15 protein-coding genes are annotated in these 14,635 nt (G+C 63.4%); 7 read left to right on the top strand and 8 right to left on the bottom strand.

The features are described 5' to 3' along the window. Positions 1–27: 27 nt before the first annotated feature. The 5 genes from IWW33_RS06040 to IWW33_RS06020 form a co-directional block, all read right to left on the bottom strand. Positions 28–1,059, bottom strand: coding sequence for an AbrB family transcriptional regulator (locus IWW33_RS06040; protein ID WP_115273688.1), 1,032 nt, complete (start codon positions 1,057–1,059; stop codon positions 28–30). Continuing rightward, the gene (locus tag IWW33_RS06035; RefSeq protein ID WP_115273689.1) at positions 1,052–2,566 is read right to left on the bottom strand and encodes a tripartite tricarboxylate transporter permease; all 1,515 of its coding nucleotides are present in this window, start codon (positions 2,564–2,566) and stop codon (positions 1,052–1,054) included. Before IWW33_RS06035 ends, IWW33_RS06040 begins: the two co-directional genes overlap by 8 nt. A gap of 3 nt (positions 2,567–2,569) precedes the next feature. Then, on the bottom strand, positions 2,570–3,028 hold the full coding sequence (locus IWW33_RS06030) for a tripartite tricarboxylate transporter TctB family protein (RefSeq protein WP_115273690.1): 459 nt from the start codon (positions 3,026–3,028) through the stop codon (positions 2,570–2,572). Between the two features lie 83 nt (positions 3,029–3,111). After that, entirely contained in the window at positions 3,112–4,092 is a 981-nt protein-coding gene (locus IWW33_RS06025) for a tripartite tricarboxylate transporter substrate binding protein (protein ID WP_012312979.1), read from the bottom strand. 31 nt (positions 4,093–4,123) lie between these two features. After that, positions 4,124–5,413 (bottom strand): OprD family porin, encoded by a 1,290-nt coding sequence (locus IWW33_RS06020; RefSeq protein WP_161872334.1) that lies wholly within the window; start codon positions 5,411–5,413, stop codon positions 4,124–4,126. Positions 5,414–5,613: 200 nt separating this feature from the next. Here IWW33_RS06020 and IWW33_RS06015 point away from each other — a divergent pair, with 200 nt between their 5' ends. Further along, entirely contained in the window at positions 5,614–6,285 is a 672-nt protein-coding gene (locus IWW33_RS06015; RefSeq protein WP_012312981.1) for a response regulator, read from the top strand. Further along, positions 6,278–7,657 (top strand): sensor histidine kinase, encoded by a 1,380-nt coding sequence (locus tag IWW33_RS06010; protein WP_046784942.1) that lies wholly within the window; start codon positions 6,278–6,280, stop codon positions 7,655–7,657. Before IWW33_RS06015 ends, IWW33_RS06010 begins: the two co-directional genes overlap by 8 nt. Positions 7,658–7,697: 40 nt before the next feature. Here the strand turns inward: IWW33_RS06010 and IWW33_RS06005 are convergent, their stop codons facing one another. After that, entirely contained in the window at positions 7,698–8,504 is an 807-nt protein-coding gene (locus IWW33_RS06005) for an HDOD domain-containing protein (protein WP_046784943.1), read from the bottom strand. A gap of 31 nt (positions 8,505–8,535) precedes the next feature. Then, positions 8,536–9,477 carry a folate-binding protein YgfZ gene (locus IWW33_RS06000; protein WP_046784944.1) on the bottom strand — a complete coding sequence of 314 codons (942 nt, stop codon included), beginning with the start codon at positions 9,475–9,477 and terminating at the stop codon, positions 8,536–8,538. Between the two features lie 133 nt (positions 9,478–9,610). Here IWW33_RS06000 and IWW33_RS05995 point away from each other — a divergent pair, with 133 nt between their 5' ends. Next, positions 9,611–9,865: a succinate dehydrogenase assembly factor 2 gene (locus tag IWW33_RS05995; RefSeq protein ID WP_008094993.1), complete on the top strand. Its 255-nt coding sequence runs from the start codon at positions 9,611–9,613 to the stop codon at positions 9,863–9,865. After that, positions 9,849–10,307, top strand: a complete 459-nt coding sequence (locus tag IWW33_RS05990; protein ID WP_046784945.1) for a protein YgfX — start codon at positions 9,849–9,851, stop codon at positions 10,305–10,307. The genes IWW33_RS05995 and IWW33_RS05990 overlap by 17 nt, the downstream gene beginning before the upstream one ends. A gap of 51 nt (positions 10,308–10,358) precedes the next feature. Here IWW33_RS05990 and nadB read toward each other — a convergent pair whose 3' ends face one another. Continuing rightward, positions 10,359–11,963 (bottom strand): L-aspartate oxidase, encoded by a 1,605-nt coding sequence (nadB, locus tag IWW33_RS05985; RefSeq protein ID WP_125924242.1) that lies wholly within the window; start codon positions 11,961–11,963, stop codon positions 10,359–10,361. A 435-nt stretch (positions 11,964–12,398) separates the two neighbouring features. On the opposite strand from nadB, the gene rpoE reads away from it, so the two are divergent. From rpoE to IWW33_RS05970, 3 genes are read left to right on the top strand one after another with little or no spacing between them, the layout of a single operon-like run. After that, positions 12,399–12,980, top strand: a complete 582-nt coding sequence (gene rpoE, locus IWW33_RS05980) for an RNA polymerase sigma factor RpoE (RefSeq protein ID WP_003252049.1) — start codon at positions 12,399–12,401, stop codon at positions 12,978–12,980. A gap of 31 nt (positions 12,981–13,011) precedes the next feature. After that, positions 13,012–13,602 (top strand): RseA family anti-sigma factor, encoded by a 591-nt coding sequence (locus tag IWW33_RS05975; RefSeq protein WP_115273695.1) that lies wholly within the window; start codon positions 13,012–13,014, stop codon positions 13,600–13,602. A gap of 12 nt (positions 13,603–13,614) precedes the next feature. Then, entirely contained in the window at positions 13,615–14,580 is a 966-nt protein-coding gene (locus tag IWW33_RS05970) for a MucB/RseB C-terminal domain-containing protein (protein WP_115273696.1), read from the top strand. Positions 14,581–14,635 lie beyond the last annotated feature (55 nt).

Here is a 14,635-nt window from a genome sequence, read left to right as displayed (position 1 = left end):
GCTTGCCGGCGATCACCTGCAAAGCTTTCAGTGCTGGCCTTTCACCCAGCATCTGAACAGCGGTTCGGCCAGAAACAGCACGAACAGCAAGCGCATCACCTGCAACGCCGTCACCAACGGCACCGACAGCTGCAATGTCTCTGCGGTCAGGCTCATCTCGGCAATGCCGCCCGGCATCATGCCCAGCGTCAGCGAGCGCAGATCCAGCGCAGTCATCACGCTCAACCCCCAGGCGGCAGTGCCCGCGATCAGCATGCACAGCGCCGTGGCGAGCAACGTGCGCAGCAAGAACGATGGAGCACGGCGGAAGAATGCGCGATTGAAGTGGCAGGCCAGGCCACTCCCGATCAGCCATTGGCCGATCTGGCTGGCACCGTCGGGCAGGGCGATCTGCAAGTTGCCCGCCAGGCTTAGCGTGGCGGCCACCAGCAGTGGCCCGAACAGCCAGGGGTTAGGCTGGCGCAAGCGCTGCCAGGCGAAACCGACCGCTACACCCAGCGGTGCGATCAGCGCCAGCCAGCCCCAGCTCACGCTGCCGGCATGATTGAGCGGTACACCGTCACCGATCAGGAACTTGAACAGCGCCGGTACGCACAGCACCACCACCAGCACACGCAGGCTTTGCGCCGCCGCCACCTGGCTGAGCACCGCGCCGTTACGCGCGCCGAGGTTGACCATCTCACCGGAACCACCGGGCATGCTGGCAAAAAATGCCGTGGCACGGTCTTCGCCGGTACGCCGCAGCAGCCACACGCCAACCACGCTGGAAACGGTGGTCAGCAGTGCGGCAAAGAAGATCAGCACGAAATGGCTGGCGACCTGCTCGATCACCGCTGGGGTGAAGTGCAGGCCAATACCCAGGCCGATGATGCATTGGCCGCACTTGCGGCCATTGGGGATTTCCGAAAGCTGCCAGGGCGTCAGGCAGCGCACCAGGATGATCGCCAGCAATGAGCCGACCATCCAGGGCAAGGGCCAGCCGACCTGGCTGGCGAGATACCCGCCCGCCAGGCCGACCAGCCCTGTCGCCCAGTACAGCGGCAACGACCGATCAGGCATCGGCCATCGCCCGACGCTGCAGGCTACGTTTGCGCCAGATACGCAGCAGCGGCAGGCAGAGCATGCACACCACCAGTACCCAGATGCCCATGCTGATCGAGCTCGACCACAGAATGCCCAGCTCGCCATTGGAAATCGACAGCGCACGGCGCAGGTTCTGCTCCATCAGGCCGCCCAGGATGAAGCCGAGCAGGATAGGCGACAGCGGGAAGTCCAGCTTGCGCAGGATGTAGCCCATGATGCCGATGCCGACCATCAGGAACAGGTCGAAGGTGGTGGCGTGCACCGCGTATACACCGATCGCGGTGATGATCGCGATTACCGGCACCAGCGCCCAGTTCGGCACGGCGAGGATGCGGGTGAAGATGCGGATCATCGGGATGTTCAGGATCACCAGCATGATGTTGGCGACGAACAGCGAAGCGATCAGCCCCCAGACAATGTCAGGTTGCTGTTCGAACAGCAGGGGGCCGGGGGTGATGTTGTACAGGGTCAGTGCACCGATCATCACCGCCGTGGTGCCCGACCCGGGAACACCCAAGGTCAGCATCGGTACCAGCGCGCCGCAGCAGGATGCGCCGATGGCTGTTTCCGGGGCAGCCAGGCCACGGGCATCGCCCTTGCCGAACTTGCCGCTTTCCCCAGCGATGCGCTTCTCGCTCATGTAGGCCACGGCGCTGGCCAAGGTCGCTCCCGCACCTGGCAGCACGCCCATGATGAACCCAAGCAGGCCGCAGCGGATGTTGACGACGAACACCGAGGCCGCTTCCTTGAAGTTGAACAGCATGCGCCCTGTGGCCTTGACCGCTTGATGCCCATGATGAGTCTTCTCCAGCAGCAGCAGGATTTCGCTGATCGAGAACAGGCCCAGCACCAGCACAACGAACTGGATACCGTCGGCCAGATGCACGCTATCACCGGTGAAGCGGTATACGCCGCTGTTGGCGTCGATACCGACCGCTGACAGGAACAGGCCGATCAGTGCGGCGATGAAGGTCTTCAGCGGTTTGTCCCCGGCCATGCCGCCCAAAGCAACGATTGCGAACACCATCAGCACGAAGTACTCCGCCGGCCCGAAGGCAATCGCCCATTTCGCCAGCAGCGGGGCGAACAGCACCATGCCGCAGGTGGCGATGAGTGCGCCAATGAACGAACTCCACGCCGACAGCGACAGGGCAACGCCAGCCAGGCCGTTGCGGGCCATCGGGTAGCCGTCGAGGGTGGTCATCACGGTCGAGGCCTCGCCCGGGATATTCAGCAGGATCGAACTGATCCGCCCGCCGTATTCACAGCCCAGGTACACCGCTGCCAACAGGATCAGTGCCGACTCTGGGGGCAGGCCAAGGGCGAAGGCGATCGGGATCAGCAGCGCCACGCCGTTGATCGGGCCCAGCCCCGGCAGCAGGCCGACCACGGTGCCGATGAGGGTGCCCGAAAGGGCGGTAACCAGGTTGTAGGGGCTCAGGGCGACGCCGAAGCCCTGGCCCAGGTAGCTCAAGGTATCCATCTGTCAGTTCTCCAGTACGCTCAGCAGGCCGAGGGGCAGGGGCACATCCATCACGCGGTCGAACAGCCAGTAGAGGAACAGGCTCATGCCCACCACCACCAGGGTGCTGCGTAACCAGCGGCCGCCGTACAAGCGGGCCATAGGGATGCCAACCAAGATGGCGCTGAGGATGAAGCCCAAGGCTTCAAAGGTGCTGGCGAAGAGCAGCAGCAGGCCGACGCAGGCGGCAATCTTGGTCAGGGTTGCGCGGTCCAGCGCAGGCTCGTCGTCCTTGTGCACGATGGGCGTGGGGCGTATGGCGAGATAGAGCAGGCCCAGGCTCATCAGCCCAAGCATCAACAGCGGGTAGGCACGTGGGCCGACCGGTTCGTAGGAAAAGGCCGCCTGGTAGGGCCAGGCCATCACGGCCAGGACGGCGCACAGCGCCAGCAAAGCCAGGGCGAAGATGCGTTGCAGGATCATTGGGAATCCTCATTGAGGTTGCAGTGGCCGTAAAGGCCCCTTCGCCGGCAAGCCGGCGATGGGGCCAGTACATGCACCCAGGCTTACTGAACCAGGCCGAATTCCTTGGCCAGTGCCTTGTAGTCCGCCACTTGCTTCTTCACATAGCCGTCCAGTTCGTCACCTGTCATGGCGAACGGGAACAGCTCGCGCTGGTCACGCAGCTTGGCGAAGTCTTCAGAGGCAAGCATCTTGTCGAAGGAGTCCTTCCACCAGGCGTACTCTTCATCGCTCACTTTCGGCCCAAGGTAGAAACCGCGCACCACCGGCCAGACGATGTCGTAACCCTGTTCCTTGGCGGTGGGGATGTCTTTCATCTCCGGCTCGTCCAGGCGGTTTTCCGAGAACACCGCAAGGATGCGCATGTTGCCGCTCTGGATGTGTGGCATGGAGTCGGAGATGTCGGTGGAGCCGACCTGGATGTGGCCACCTAGCAGCGCGGTGGCGATTTCACCGCCCCCTTCCAGGGCCACGTAGCGCAGGTCGCGGGGGTTGATGCCGGCGGCCTTGGCGATCAGGGCAGTCTGCATCCAGTCCTGGCTACCGACGGTGCCACCGGAGCCGATCACCACCTTGCTCGGGTCTTTCTTCAGCGCTGCGACCAGGTCATCGAGGGTCTTGTAGGGCGAATCGCTTTTCACGGCAATGGCGCCGTAGCTGGTGCCGACCGCCGCCAGCCATTTCACGGCATTTTCGTCGAAGCGGCCGAACTTGCCCTGGGCCAGGTTGAGCAAGGAGCCGCTGGACCACGCCACCAGCGTGCCGGCATCGCCCGGGCGCTGCGCTACCACGGCGTTGTAGGCCACTGCGCCGACACCGCCTGGCATGTAGGTGACGCGCATCGGTTTGCTGAGGATCTTTTCCTGCACAAGGGCGCTTTGCACCAGTTTGCAGGTCAGGTCGAAACCGCCGCCGGGCGAGGCCGGGGCGATGCATTCTGGGCGTTTGGGTTCGGCGGCGAGGGCATTGCCGGCCAGCAGCAGGCAGCCGGTAGCCAGGGCGAGGCGGCGCAGTGAAAAGGTCATCGTCTATCTCCGTGAGCGTTGTTGTTATGGGTTACCACAGGGCGACGCTGTAGCTCACCAGCAGCCGCACTTCGTCGGCATCGCGGGCGAAATTCGAACGGAAGGTGGCGTTGCGCAGGCGCACGGCGACGTTTTTCAACGGGCCGCTTTGTACCACGTACTTGAACTCGGTATTGCGCTCCCACTCCTTGCCCTCGCTGCCATCGGCGCGGCTGACGTTGTCGCCGTTGATGTAGCGGGTCATGAAGGTCAGGCCAGGGACGCCCAGCGCTGCGAAGTTGTAGTCGTAGCGCACTTGCCAGGAGCGCTCGTCGGCGCCGGCGAAGTCGTTGATCTGCACGAAGTTGACCAGGTACGGGTTGGCACCATCGACATAAGGGAAGGCGCTGTCACCTGACAGGTGCTGGTAGGCGGCGCTCACCTTGTGCCCGCCCAAGGCATAGCTGAACATGCCGTTGACGGTGGTGTTGTCGATGTTGCCGGCCTTGGCCTGGCCCTGATCATCGCTCACTGCCAGGCGCAGGTCTGCACCGAAGGTGCCCGGGCCCCAAGGCTGGGTGGCGACCATGCCGAGGAAGTGCTGGCGGTAGATGTCGTCGAGCTGGCCGAAGTGGTAGCTGCCGGTGATGCGATCGGTGAATTGGTAGTCGACGCCCGCCAGGTCGAGGTTGTCTGCCGCGAACGTGCCGCCGAAGCGACCGTTCTTGTTGTTCAGGGTCAGGTCTTCCCAGTTGGTGTCGTTGCGATCCTTGACCTTTTCCAGGCGCCCGCCGGTGAAGGTGAGGTTCTGGATTTCTTTCGAGGTGACCAGGCCGCCCTCGAAGGTCTGCGGCAGGATGCGCCCGTCGTTGGGCTGCAGGGTCGGCAGTTCGGGGATCAGTGAGCCGATTTTCAGTTCGGTCTCGGACACTTTCACTTTGCCGGTCAGGCCGAGCTTGGAGTACTCATCGGCGGCCTTGCCATCATCGTGGGTCGGCAACAGGCCGGAGCCTGCGCGGTCGGGGCTTGAGTCGAGCTTGATGCCGAGCATGCCCAGGGCGTCCAGGCCAAAGCCCACGGGGCCGTCGGTGTAGCCGGACTCGAAGTTGAGCATCAGGCCCTGGGCCCACTCTTCGCGCTTGGATTGCTGTGCACTGGTGCCGTCGCGGAAGTCGCGGTTGAAGTACATGTTGCGGGTTTCGAAGGTTGCCGTGCTGTCTTCGAAGAAGGCGGCCTGGCTCATCGGGGCGACGCCGGCAAGCGCAAGGGCGCAGGCATAGGCGTATGGGCGTGCGGATGGGGAACGGGTAGGCGCGAACGCCTGCGGCTGCGATGACAGCATCGGGGATGACTCCGTTATTGTTCTTATTCGTTGCACCTTGCTGGTGCTTTATTTCGGCGCGTGGGGCGACCGTGGTGCGATGCTAGGTAACGAACCTTTCGCTAACCTTTCAGCCTGAAAGGTTTGTTACAAGGGGCTTCACAGACCGGGCTACAGCGGTACACTCCGCGCCACCGCCCCACCCGAGCAGGGAGAATCCGATGCGTGTGCTGCTGGTCGAAGACCACGTACAACTGGCCGAAAGCGTGGCCCAGGCCCTGAAGAGCCATGGTTTGACCGTGGATGTGCTGCATGACGGCGTGGCCGCCGATCTGGCTCTGGCCAGCGAGGAGTACGCCGTTGCCGTGCTCGATGTGGGCCTGCCGCGCATGGACGGCTTTGAGGTGCTGGCCCGCCTGCGCGGGCGCGGCAAGACCCTGCCGGTGTTGATGCTGACGGCGCGCAGCGATGTGAAGGACCGGGTGCATGGCCTGAACCTGGGCGCCGACGATTACCTGGCCAAGCCCTTCGAGCTGACCGAACTGGAAGCACGGGTCAAGGCCCTGCTGCGCCGCAGCGTGCTCGGCGGCGAGCGTCAGCAGCGCTGCGGCCCGCTGGTGTATGACCTTGATACCCGGCGGTTCGCCCTGGGCGAGGACAACCTGACGCTGACCTCCCGTGAGCAGAGCGTACTTGAGGCGCTGATCGCACGCCCCGGCCGGGTGATGAGCAAGGAGCAATTGGCCGCCCAGGTCTTCGGCCTGGACGAAGAGGCCAGCCCCGACGCCATCGAAATCTACATCCACCGCCTGCGCAAGAAGCTCGACGGCCAGTCGGTGGCCATTGTCACGTTCCGCGGCCTCGGCTACCTGCTCGAGCACCGCGATGCGTGACAATGGCAGCCTGCGCGGGCGCTTGCTGGGCAACCTGGCGCTGTTGCTGGTAGTGCTGATGCTGGCCAGCGGCCTGAGCGCCTACTGGAATGGCCGCGAGGCGGCCGATACCGCCTACGACCGTACTTTGCTGGCATCGGCGCGGACCATCGCTGCCGGCCTGTCCCAGCGCGACGGCACGCTCAGCGCGGACGTGCCCTACGTGGCGCTGGACACGTTTGCCTACGACAGTGCCGGGCGCATTTACTACCAGGTGCTGGACATCAACCAGAAACTGATCTCGGGCTACGAGAACCTGCCGCCACCCCCGCCGGGCACACCGCGTACCGACGATTACCCGGCGCTGGCGCGCTTCTACAACGCCACCTACCTCGGGCAGGACGTGCGTGTGGTCAGTCTGCTCAAGGCGGTCAGCGAGCCAAACATGAACGGCATGGCTGAAATCCGTGTGGCCGAGACGGAGGAGGCGCGGGTGAGGATGGCGCGCGGGCTGATGGCCGATACCCTGCTGCGCCTGGGCATGCTGGCGCTGGGGGCATTGGGGATGGTCTGGTTCGCCGTGAGTGCGGCGCTGCGCCCGCTGGAGCGTCTGCGCAAAGCCGTGGAAGAGCGCCAGCCGGATGACCTGCGCGCGCTGCCGCGGGTGCAGGTGCAGCGTGAGCTTGACCCGCTGGTGCGTGCCTTGAATCACTTCACCGAACGCTTGCGAGGGCAGTTCGAGCGCCAGGCGCAGTTCATTGCCGAGGCCGCCCACGAACTGCGCACGCCATTGGCAGCGCTCAAGGCGCGGGTCGAGTTGGGCTTGCGCTCGAAGCAGCCCGAACAGTGGCACCAGACGCTGGAGTCTGCCGCCCAAGGCACTGACAGGCTGACCCATCTGGCCAACCAGCTTTTATCGTTGGCACGGGTGGAAAATGGCGCTCGGGCAATCGCCGAAGGTGGCGCTCAGCGCCTGGACCTGAGTCAGCTGGCACGCGAGCTGGGCATGGCGATGGCACCGCTGGCGCATAAACGGGGCGTGGCCCTGGCGCTGGAGGCCGCGGCGCCGGTGTGGCTCAAGGGGGAGCCGACGCTGCTCAACGAGTTGCTCAGCAACCTGGTGGACAACGCGCTGGCACATACCCCGGCGGGCGGTAATGTGATCTTGCGGGTTCTGGCGCCAGCGGTACTGGAGGTCGAAGATGATGGCCCGGGTATCCCCGAGGATGAGCGCGAGCGGGTATTCGAGCGCTTCTATCGCCGCAGTGCCCAGGGAACTGGCTTGGGGTTGGCGATTGTGGGTGAGATCTGTCGCGCGCACCTGGCGCAGATCAGTCTGCATGACGGCGAGAATGGGGGGTTGAAAGTGCGAGTGAGTTTTATCGCTGACTGATGGCTTGCCTGTGCAGAACCTTTGGCGGGCAAGACGCTGGCTAGCGCAGCATGCTCCGCGCTTCCAGCAGTTCGCCAATCTCCAGCTCCGTGCCAAACGGCAACCCCAGGTGCCGATAGGCCGGCAACGCCGCCAGCGGCCGGCTGCGTCCGCGCTGGCTGAGGCAGCGGGCAATCTGCACCACGTCGATGTAGTCCACTTTGTCGGTGCGCCGGTCCAGGTCTTGAACCTGGCTTGGCAGGTTGACCAGTTGCTCGGGGAACTCCCATGACGAAAGTATCTTGTCGCCCAGCACAGGCTGGATCTGCTCGATCACGTAGTGCAGGCATACCGGGTCGGAGAGCAGTTCGTTGTGCTCTTCGGCGTAGATCAGCACCGGCAGCGCGCCGATCTGGTTGACCAGGCCGCCGAGGGTGGCCTGGTCAGGCTTGAGGTGGGTAAAGCGGCGGCATATTTCGTAGCTGATGCCCGCGACTTCGAGGCTGTTTGCCCAGATATCCCTCAATTTTTGCTCAACTGCCGATGAGCGTGCATGGAAGATCTGCTCGATCACCAGGCCGATGGCCAGGTTGCAGCTGTAGTTGATACCCAGGCGGGTGATGGCCGTGTGCAGGTCGGTGACCTCGATCGCCGCCCGCAGCAGCGGGCTGTTCACCACCTTGATCAGGCGGGCGGAGAGGGCAGCATCGCGGCCAATCACCTTGCTCAGGGCAGCAACGCTGATTTCCGTGTCCTCGGCAGCCTCGCGGATGCTCAGCGCAACTTCCGGAAGGGTCGGCAGGACCAGGTCATCGTTGGCGATGGCAGCCAGCAACTGTGCTTGAACCATCTCGGCCAGCTTGTTCATGTACTTCTCTACAGCAGGGGTGGCGGGCTGGTCAGCGCTGGATTTCCCGGTCGCGATCCAGTTCGTAAGGCAGGCTCGAGACCTGCAGGCGTGGGCCTTGCAGGCTGCCCAGGTGCAGGTTGTCGTCTTCCACGGCCTCGGCACTGAGTACCGCAAGCAGCTCGCAGCCCTGACCCGTGCTGGCCGCGATGACCACTTCCCCGACCGATGAACCATGGGTCGGCGAGAAGATTTGCGCACCCGGGGCAGGAATATCCTGCTGGTCCAGCAGCAAGCGGTACTGACGTCGCTTGAGCTTGCCCAAGTACTGCATGCGGGCGACGATTTCCTGGCCGGTGTAGCAGCCCTTCTTGAAACTCACGCCATCGACCGCCTGCAAATTGATCATTTGCGGGATGAACAGCTCACGGGTCGGGCCCATGACCTGGCCTATGCCGGCACGGACCTGCCCCAGCAGCCAGTCGTTGAGAGGCCCTTGCGGCAATGCGCTTGCCAGTTGTTCACGCACGCTGGCGGCGGCGTCCGCCGGTACCCAAAGTTCCACGCGACCTTCGGAGACGGCCACGGCGATCAGGCCTTCATGGCGTTCGGTGGCGCCGGCGCTGGTCGGCACCTTCAAACCCAGAGTCCGCAGCGCCGCATCACCGCCCTGCAGGCCGAAACGCGCCCAGGCGGCGCTTTCGTCGCTGAGCGTGGCTTTGGAAAACACGGCGTATTTTTTCAGGTCGGCCAGCTGCGCCTCGAGCAGTTCGCTGGCCATGGCCAGCAGGTAGCCGTTGCCTTCGGGCAGGATGCGGAAGCTCGACTGCATGCGCCCCTTGACCATGCAGCGGGCGCCAAGGCTTGCGTGCTCGGGGCTGAGGTAGTTGATGTTGCAGGTCAACTGGCCCTGCAGGAACTTGCCGGCGTCGGAGCCGCGGACGGCGAGGATGCCCTCGTGGGACAGGGGGCTGTAGAAAGCGGAATCGGCCATGGGGGATCGCGGTGGCTAAAGACTGGCGGCCATCATAGAACGCCAGTAACAAAATAGGTAGGTGACTAGACCAACGCCTCGTGCCGCTTCGTGCGCCTGGCTGTATACTGGCCGCCCATTTGAGGAGGGCCCCATGGTCGAACAAACTGAACTCAACCGGCTTTTCTGGCACAGCCGCCGCGGCATGCTGGAACTCGACGTACTGCTGGTGCCTTTCACCCAGGAGGTCTACCCGACCCTGAGCGAAGCCGATCGCGAACTCTACGTTCGCCTGTTGAGCTGTGAGGATCAGGACATGTTCGGCTGGTTCATGGAGCGCACCGAGTCCGAAGACCCGGAGCTGCAGCGCATGGTCCGCATCATTCTGGACCGTGTCCAGCCCAAGTGAGTGTTTCGAGTGCCGTTGGCAGGGCTCGCGCCTGCTGCTCACGGCCTACCTGATCTGCCAGGTGCTGGCGTTGCTTGCCTTGTGGCTGAGTGCGCTGCCCTGGTGGCTTTCCCTTCCTGCCTCCGTCGCTTGTCTGGCCCATGCCTGCTGGGTGATCCCCCGACGCATACTGCTGACCCATGCTCAAGCCGTCACTGGCCTGCGCCGGGATGCTTGCGGCTGGCAGCTTTTCAGCCGTGCCGGGGGCTGGCAGGCGGTGCGTCTGTGTCGCGACAGCGTGGCGCTGCCGGGCCTGGTGGTATTGCGGTTCGCAAGGCCTGGGCGCTGGTTGGGCGAGAGTCAATGTGTTGTCGGCGATGCCCTGGCGGCGGATCAGCATCGGCGCCTGCGGGTACGGCTGAAATTCAGTCGGCGCAGGTGGGCTGAGGTCGCGGCACGCTAGTCAGGTGCCGCGTCGCCCCTTTGCGGTTTTACCCGCGAAGGGCATCGATCTTCAGGCTGGGCTCAGTATGGTGTCCTTGGCCTCAGCCAGCATCCCGGGGTAATCCAGGGTGTAGTGCAACCCGCGGCTTTCCTTGCGCTGCATGGCCGAGCGGATCATCAGCTCCGCCACCTGTGCCAGGTTGCGCAACTCGATCAGGTCGCGGCTGACCTTGTAGTTGCTGTAGAACTCGTCGATCTCGTCCAGCAGCAGGCGCACGCGGTGCTCGGCACGCTGCAGGCGCTTGCTGGTGCGCACGATACCCACGTAGTCCCACATGAACCGCCGCAGTTCGTCCCAGTTGTGCGCAATGATCACATCCTCATCCGAGTCGGTGACCTGGCTGGCATCCCAGCAGGGCAGGGCTTTGGGCATGGCGATCTGGGCCAGGCGGGCCTCGATGTCCGCGGCAGCGGAACGGCCGTAGACGAAACACTCGAGCAGCGAGTTGCTGGCCATGCGGTTGGCGCCGTGCAGGCCGGTGAAGCTGGTCTCGCCGATGGCGTACAGGCCCGGGACGTCGGTATGGCCGCGATCGTCGACCACCACCCCGCCACAGGTGTAGTGGGCGGCGGGCACTACCGGGATCGGCTGACGGGTGATGTCGATACCGAAGGCCAGGCAACGCTCATAGACCGTTGGGAAATGGCTTTTGATGAAGTCGGCCGGCTTGTGCGTGATGTCCAGGTAGACGCAGTCCACGCCCAGGCGCTTCATCTCATGGTCGATGGCCCGGGCTACGATGTCGCGCGGAGCCAGTTCTTCGCGTGGGTCGAAGCGCGGCATGAAGCGTTCACCATTGGGCAGGCGCAGCAGGGCGCCTTCGCCGCGCAGGGCTTCGGTGATCAGGAAGCTCTTGGCCTGCGGATGGTAGAGGCAGGTGGGATGGAACTGGTTGAATTCCAGATTGGCAACCCGACAGCCGGCGCGCCAGGCCATGGCGATGCCATCGCCGCAGGCACCATCGGGGTTGCTGGTATACAGGTAGACCTTGGCGGCGCCGCCGGTGGCAAGCACGGTAAAGCGCGCCCCGAAGGTGTCCACCTCACCACTGTTGCGGTTCAGCACGTAGGCGCCCAGGCACCGCGCGCCTGGCAAGCCCAGGCGCCGCTCGGTAATCAGGTCGACCGCCACTCGTTGCTCAAGCAGTTCGATGTTGGGGCGTTTGCGGGCTTGCTCCAGCAACGTGGTGAAAATGGCTGCGCCCGTGGCATCGGCGGCATGGATGATGCGCCGGTGGCTGTGCCCGCCTTCGCGGGTCAGGTGAAATTCGAAGCCGCCATCGTCAACGCTGGAGTGCTCATCGCGGGTAAAGGGCACGCCCTGTTCGATCAGCCACTCAATGGCTTCGCGGCTGTGCTCGACGGTGAATCGCACGGCATCTTCGTGGCACAGCCCGCCGCCGGCATTGAGAGTGTCCTCGACATGGGACTGCACGGTATCGGTGTCGTCCAGTACCGCGGCCACGCCACCTTGGGCCCAGAAAGTCGAGCCATTGGCCAGGTCGCCCTTGCTCAGTACGGCGATGCGCAGGTGGGCGGGAAGGTTGAGTGCCAGGCTGAGACCGGCTGCGCCGCTGCCGATCACCAGGACATCATGTTGGAATTGTTGGCTCATGTCGGGACACTAGTAATCTTCGGAGGGGGCACGGCACAATAGACACGCGTAGATGGCATTGTGAAACTATCGTGAATAGAGGCCGGGTTGCCTTTATAGCAGCCTGCGGTGGCCAATTTCCATGCCACTTGCGACGTTAGGGCAATCTTCGTGGGAACTTTCCTACATGGCTGGAAATCCTATGAAGGCTGCCCGTGCGCCATCATTTCGCGCGGCGACGCGTGGCGGCGGCTCTATCCGGGCTGACACCTGCGTATCCGAAACCTGATTATCGACGCTGCCGGCCGTGCCCGCGCCGCGTCTTCCGTGCGAGCCAGTCAAGGGCCGCAGGAAACTTGCTTGGAGGAGAGAACTTTTGCGAAAAGCCCGAGTCTATGTTTGCAAGCCCGAACGATGGCTGATGCAACGCTCCTTCGAGTTCACTGAGGAGTGTTCATGCTAACCCAGGAAGAGGATCAGCAGCTTGTCGAGCGCGTGCAGCGCGGTGACAGGCGAGCGTTCGATCTGTTGGTGCTGAAGTATCAGCACAAGATTCTCGGGTTGATCGTGCGGTTCGTTCACGATACCCACGAGGCCCAGGATGTAGCGCAGGAAGCCTTTATCAAGGCCTACCGTGCGCTTGGCAATTTCCGCGGTGACAGTGCGTTTTATACCTGGCTGTACCGCATCGCCATCAATACGGCGAAGAACTATCTGGTGTCCCGTGGAAGACGGCCGCCAGACAGCGATGTGAGCTCCGAGGATGCGGAGTTTTACGACGGCGATCATGGCCTCAAGGATCTCGAGTCCCCAGAACGCTCCCTGTTGCGGGATGAAATCGAAGGCACAGTCCATCGCACCATCCAGCAACTGCCTGAAGATTTGCGCACGGCTCTGACCCTGCGTGAGTTCGACGGGTTGAGTTACGAAGACATTGCCAGTGTCATGCAATGTCCGGTGGGTACCGTGCGCTCTCGAATCTTCCGCGCTCGGGAGGCCATAGACAAAGCCCTGCAGCCCTTGTTGCAGGAAACCTGAGACAGCGGCGACAGCCAAGAGAGGAACCGCCATGAGTCGTGAAGCTTTGCAGGAATCGCTGTCCGCGGTAATGGATAACGAAGCGGACGAACTGGAATTGCGACGGGTGCTGAGCGCCGTCGACGATGCCGAAACCCGTGCCACCTGGTCGCGTTACCAGGTAGCCCGCGCAGCGATGCACAAGGAGCTGTTGCTGCCGAAACTGGATATCGCCTCGGCGGTGTCTGCCGCCCTGGCTGACGAAGCCGTACCGGCCAAAGTCAAGCAAAGCCCATGGCGCAGCATTGGCCGCCTGGCCGTTGCCGCCTCGGTTACCGTTGCTGTGCTGGCTGGCGTACGCATGTACAACCAGGACGAGATCACCGGCGCCGAGCTGGCTTCGCAGCAACCTGCCCAGCAAGGCCTGAGCATGCCACAAACTCAGGGCCCGGCTGTTTTGGCAGGCTATAGTGAAGGCAGTGAGCAACCGACCGGGCCGATGGCCAATGGCGTGCTGCAGAACCAGGCCGGCTGGGATCAGCGTCTGCCGGGGTATCTGCGCCAGCACGCGCAGGAATCCGCGCTCAAGGGTACTGAAACTGCCCTGCCGTATGCCCGCGCCGCCAGCCTGGAAAACCGCTAAGTAAGGAGGATCATGCGCGCGCTACCTCTCCTGTCACTGCTTGTAGGCAGTTGCATGACGGTGCCGGCGTTGGCAGCCAATTCGTCGCCCCAGGCAAGCGAATGGTTGAACAAGCTGGCACAGGCCGAACAAAGGCAGAGTTATCAGGGCTCCTTCGTTTACGAACGAAACGGCAGCTTTTCCTCCCACGACATCTGGCATCGGGTTCAGGACGGCAAGGTCAGCGAGCGATTGCTCCAGCTTGACGGTGCCGCCCAGGAAATCGTGCGGGTGGACGGCAAGGTGCAATGCGTCAGTGGTGCATTGGCCAGTGGCGTGAGCAACTTGCCCGATGCCGCGCCGCGCATGCTCGACCCCCTCAAACTGATGAGCTGGTACGATTTGGCTGTAGCGGGCAAGGCACGGGTCGCCGGGCGCGACGCGGTCATTGTCACGCTTACTCCGCGCGACCAGCACCGCTACGCATTTGAAATGCACCTGGACAGCAAAACCGGCCTGCCGCTACGCTCGTTGATGCTCAACGACAAGGGGCAGTTGCTCGAGCGCTTCCAGATGACGCGCCTTGATACCGATGACCTGCCTACCGATGCCGATTTGAAGGCCAGTGCCGCCTGCAAACCGGTAGAGCGTGTGGCCCGCCCCAAGACCGAAGCCGTTGCAGGCTGGCGCTCGGACTGGCTGCCACCGGGTTTCGAGCTGATCAACAGTACCGTACGGCGTGACCCTTCTGGCGATAGCACCATCAGCAGCCTCATGTATGACGATGGCCTGGCACGCTTCTCGGTGTTTCTGGAGCTGGTCACGGAAGATGCCAGCGCTGATGTGCGTACTCAGCTAGGCCCTACTTCGGCCGTTTCACGTCGCCTTAACACGCCCAAGGGTAAGGTGATGGTCACTGTGGTCGGCGAAATTCCATTAGGTACTGCAGAACGCGTCGCATTGTCGATGCGCCCACAGGATGCTCAGGCGCGTCAGTAATGGCGCCCTTTTTCGGCTCATGCCAAGGCGCACGGACATGCGGCTGAAATGAAAT

Source organism: Pseudomonas sp. M2 (assembly GCF_015751845.1).
In the GTDB taxonomy this organism is placed as follows: Bacteria; Pseudomonadota; Gammaproteobacteria; order Pseudomonadales; family Pseudomonadaceae; genus Aquipseudomonas; species Aquipseudomonas putida_E.
Note: the sequence above shows the minus strand (reverse complement) of the source record. Positions and strands in the feature narration are given on the sequence as shown.

Excerpts from the sequence above, each read along its gene's own strand:
- IWW33_RS06015 (WP_012312981.1), top strand. The coding sequence starts at position 5,614 with ATGCGTGTGCTGCTGGTCGAAGACCACGTACAACTGGCCGAAAGCGTG.
- IWW33_RS06025 (WP_012312979.1), bottom strand. The coding sequence starts at position 4,092 with ATGACCTTTTCACTGCGCCGCCTCGCCCTGGCTACCGGCTGCCTGCTG.
- IWW33_RS05995 (WP_008094993.1), top strand. The coding sequence starts at position 9,611 with ATGGTCGAACAAACTGAACTCAACCGGCTTTTCTGGCACAGCCGCCGC.
- IWW33_RS05975 (WP_115273695.1), top strand. The coding sequence starts at position 13,012 with ATGAGTCGTGAAGCTTTGCAGGAATCGCTGTCCGCGGTAATGGATAAC.
- IWW33_RS06010 (WP_046784942.1), top strand. The coding sequence starts at position 6,278 with ATGCGTGACAATGGCAGCCTGCGCGGGCGCTTGCTGGGCAACCTGGCG.
- IWW33_RS06040 (WP_115273688.1), bottom strand. The coding sequence starts at position 1,059 with ATGCCTGATCGGTCGTTGCCGCTGTACTGGGCGACAGGGCTGGTCGGC.
- IWW33_RS06020 (WP_161872334.1), bottom strand. The coding sequence starts at position 5,413 with ATGCTGTCATCGCAGCCGCAGGCGTTCGCGCCTACCCGTTCCCCATCC.
- IWW33_RS05970 (WP_115273696.1), top strand. The coding sequence starts at position 13,615 with ATGCGCGCGCTACCTCTCCTGTCACTGCTTGTAGGCAGTTGCATGACG.
- IWW33_RS06035 (WP_115273689.1), bottom strand. The coding sequence starts at position 2,566 with ATGGATACCTTGAGCTACCTGGGCCAGGGCTTCGGCGTCGCCCTGAGC.
- IWW33_RS06000 (WP_046784944.1), bottom strand. The coding sequence starts at position 9,477 with ATGGCCGATTCCGCTTTCTACAGCCCCCTGTCCCACGAGGGCATCCTC.
- IWW33_RS06005 (WP_046784943.1), bottom strand. The coding sequence starts at position 8,504 with ATGAACAAGCTGGCCGAGATGGTTCAAGCACAGTTGCTGGCTGCCATC.
- nadB (WP_125924242.1), bottom strand. The coding sequence starts at position 11,963 with ATGAGCCAACAATTCCAACATGATGTCCTGGTGATCGGCAGCGGCGCA.
- rpoE (WP_003252049.1), top strand. The coding sequence starts at position 12,399 with ATGCTAACCCAGGAAGAGGATCAGCAGCTTGTCGAGCGCGTGCAGCGC.
- IWW33_RS06030 (WP_115273690.1), bottom strand. The coding sequence starts at position 3,028 with ATGATCCTGCAACGCATCTTCGCCCTGGCTTTGCTGGCGCTGTGCGCC.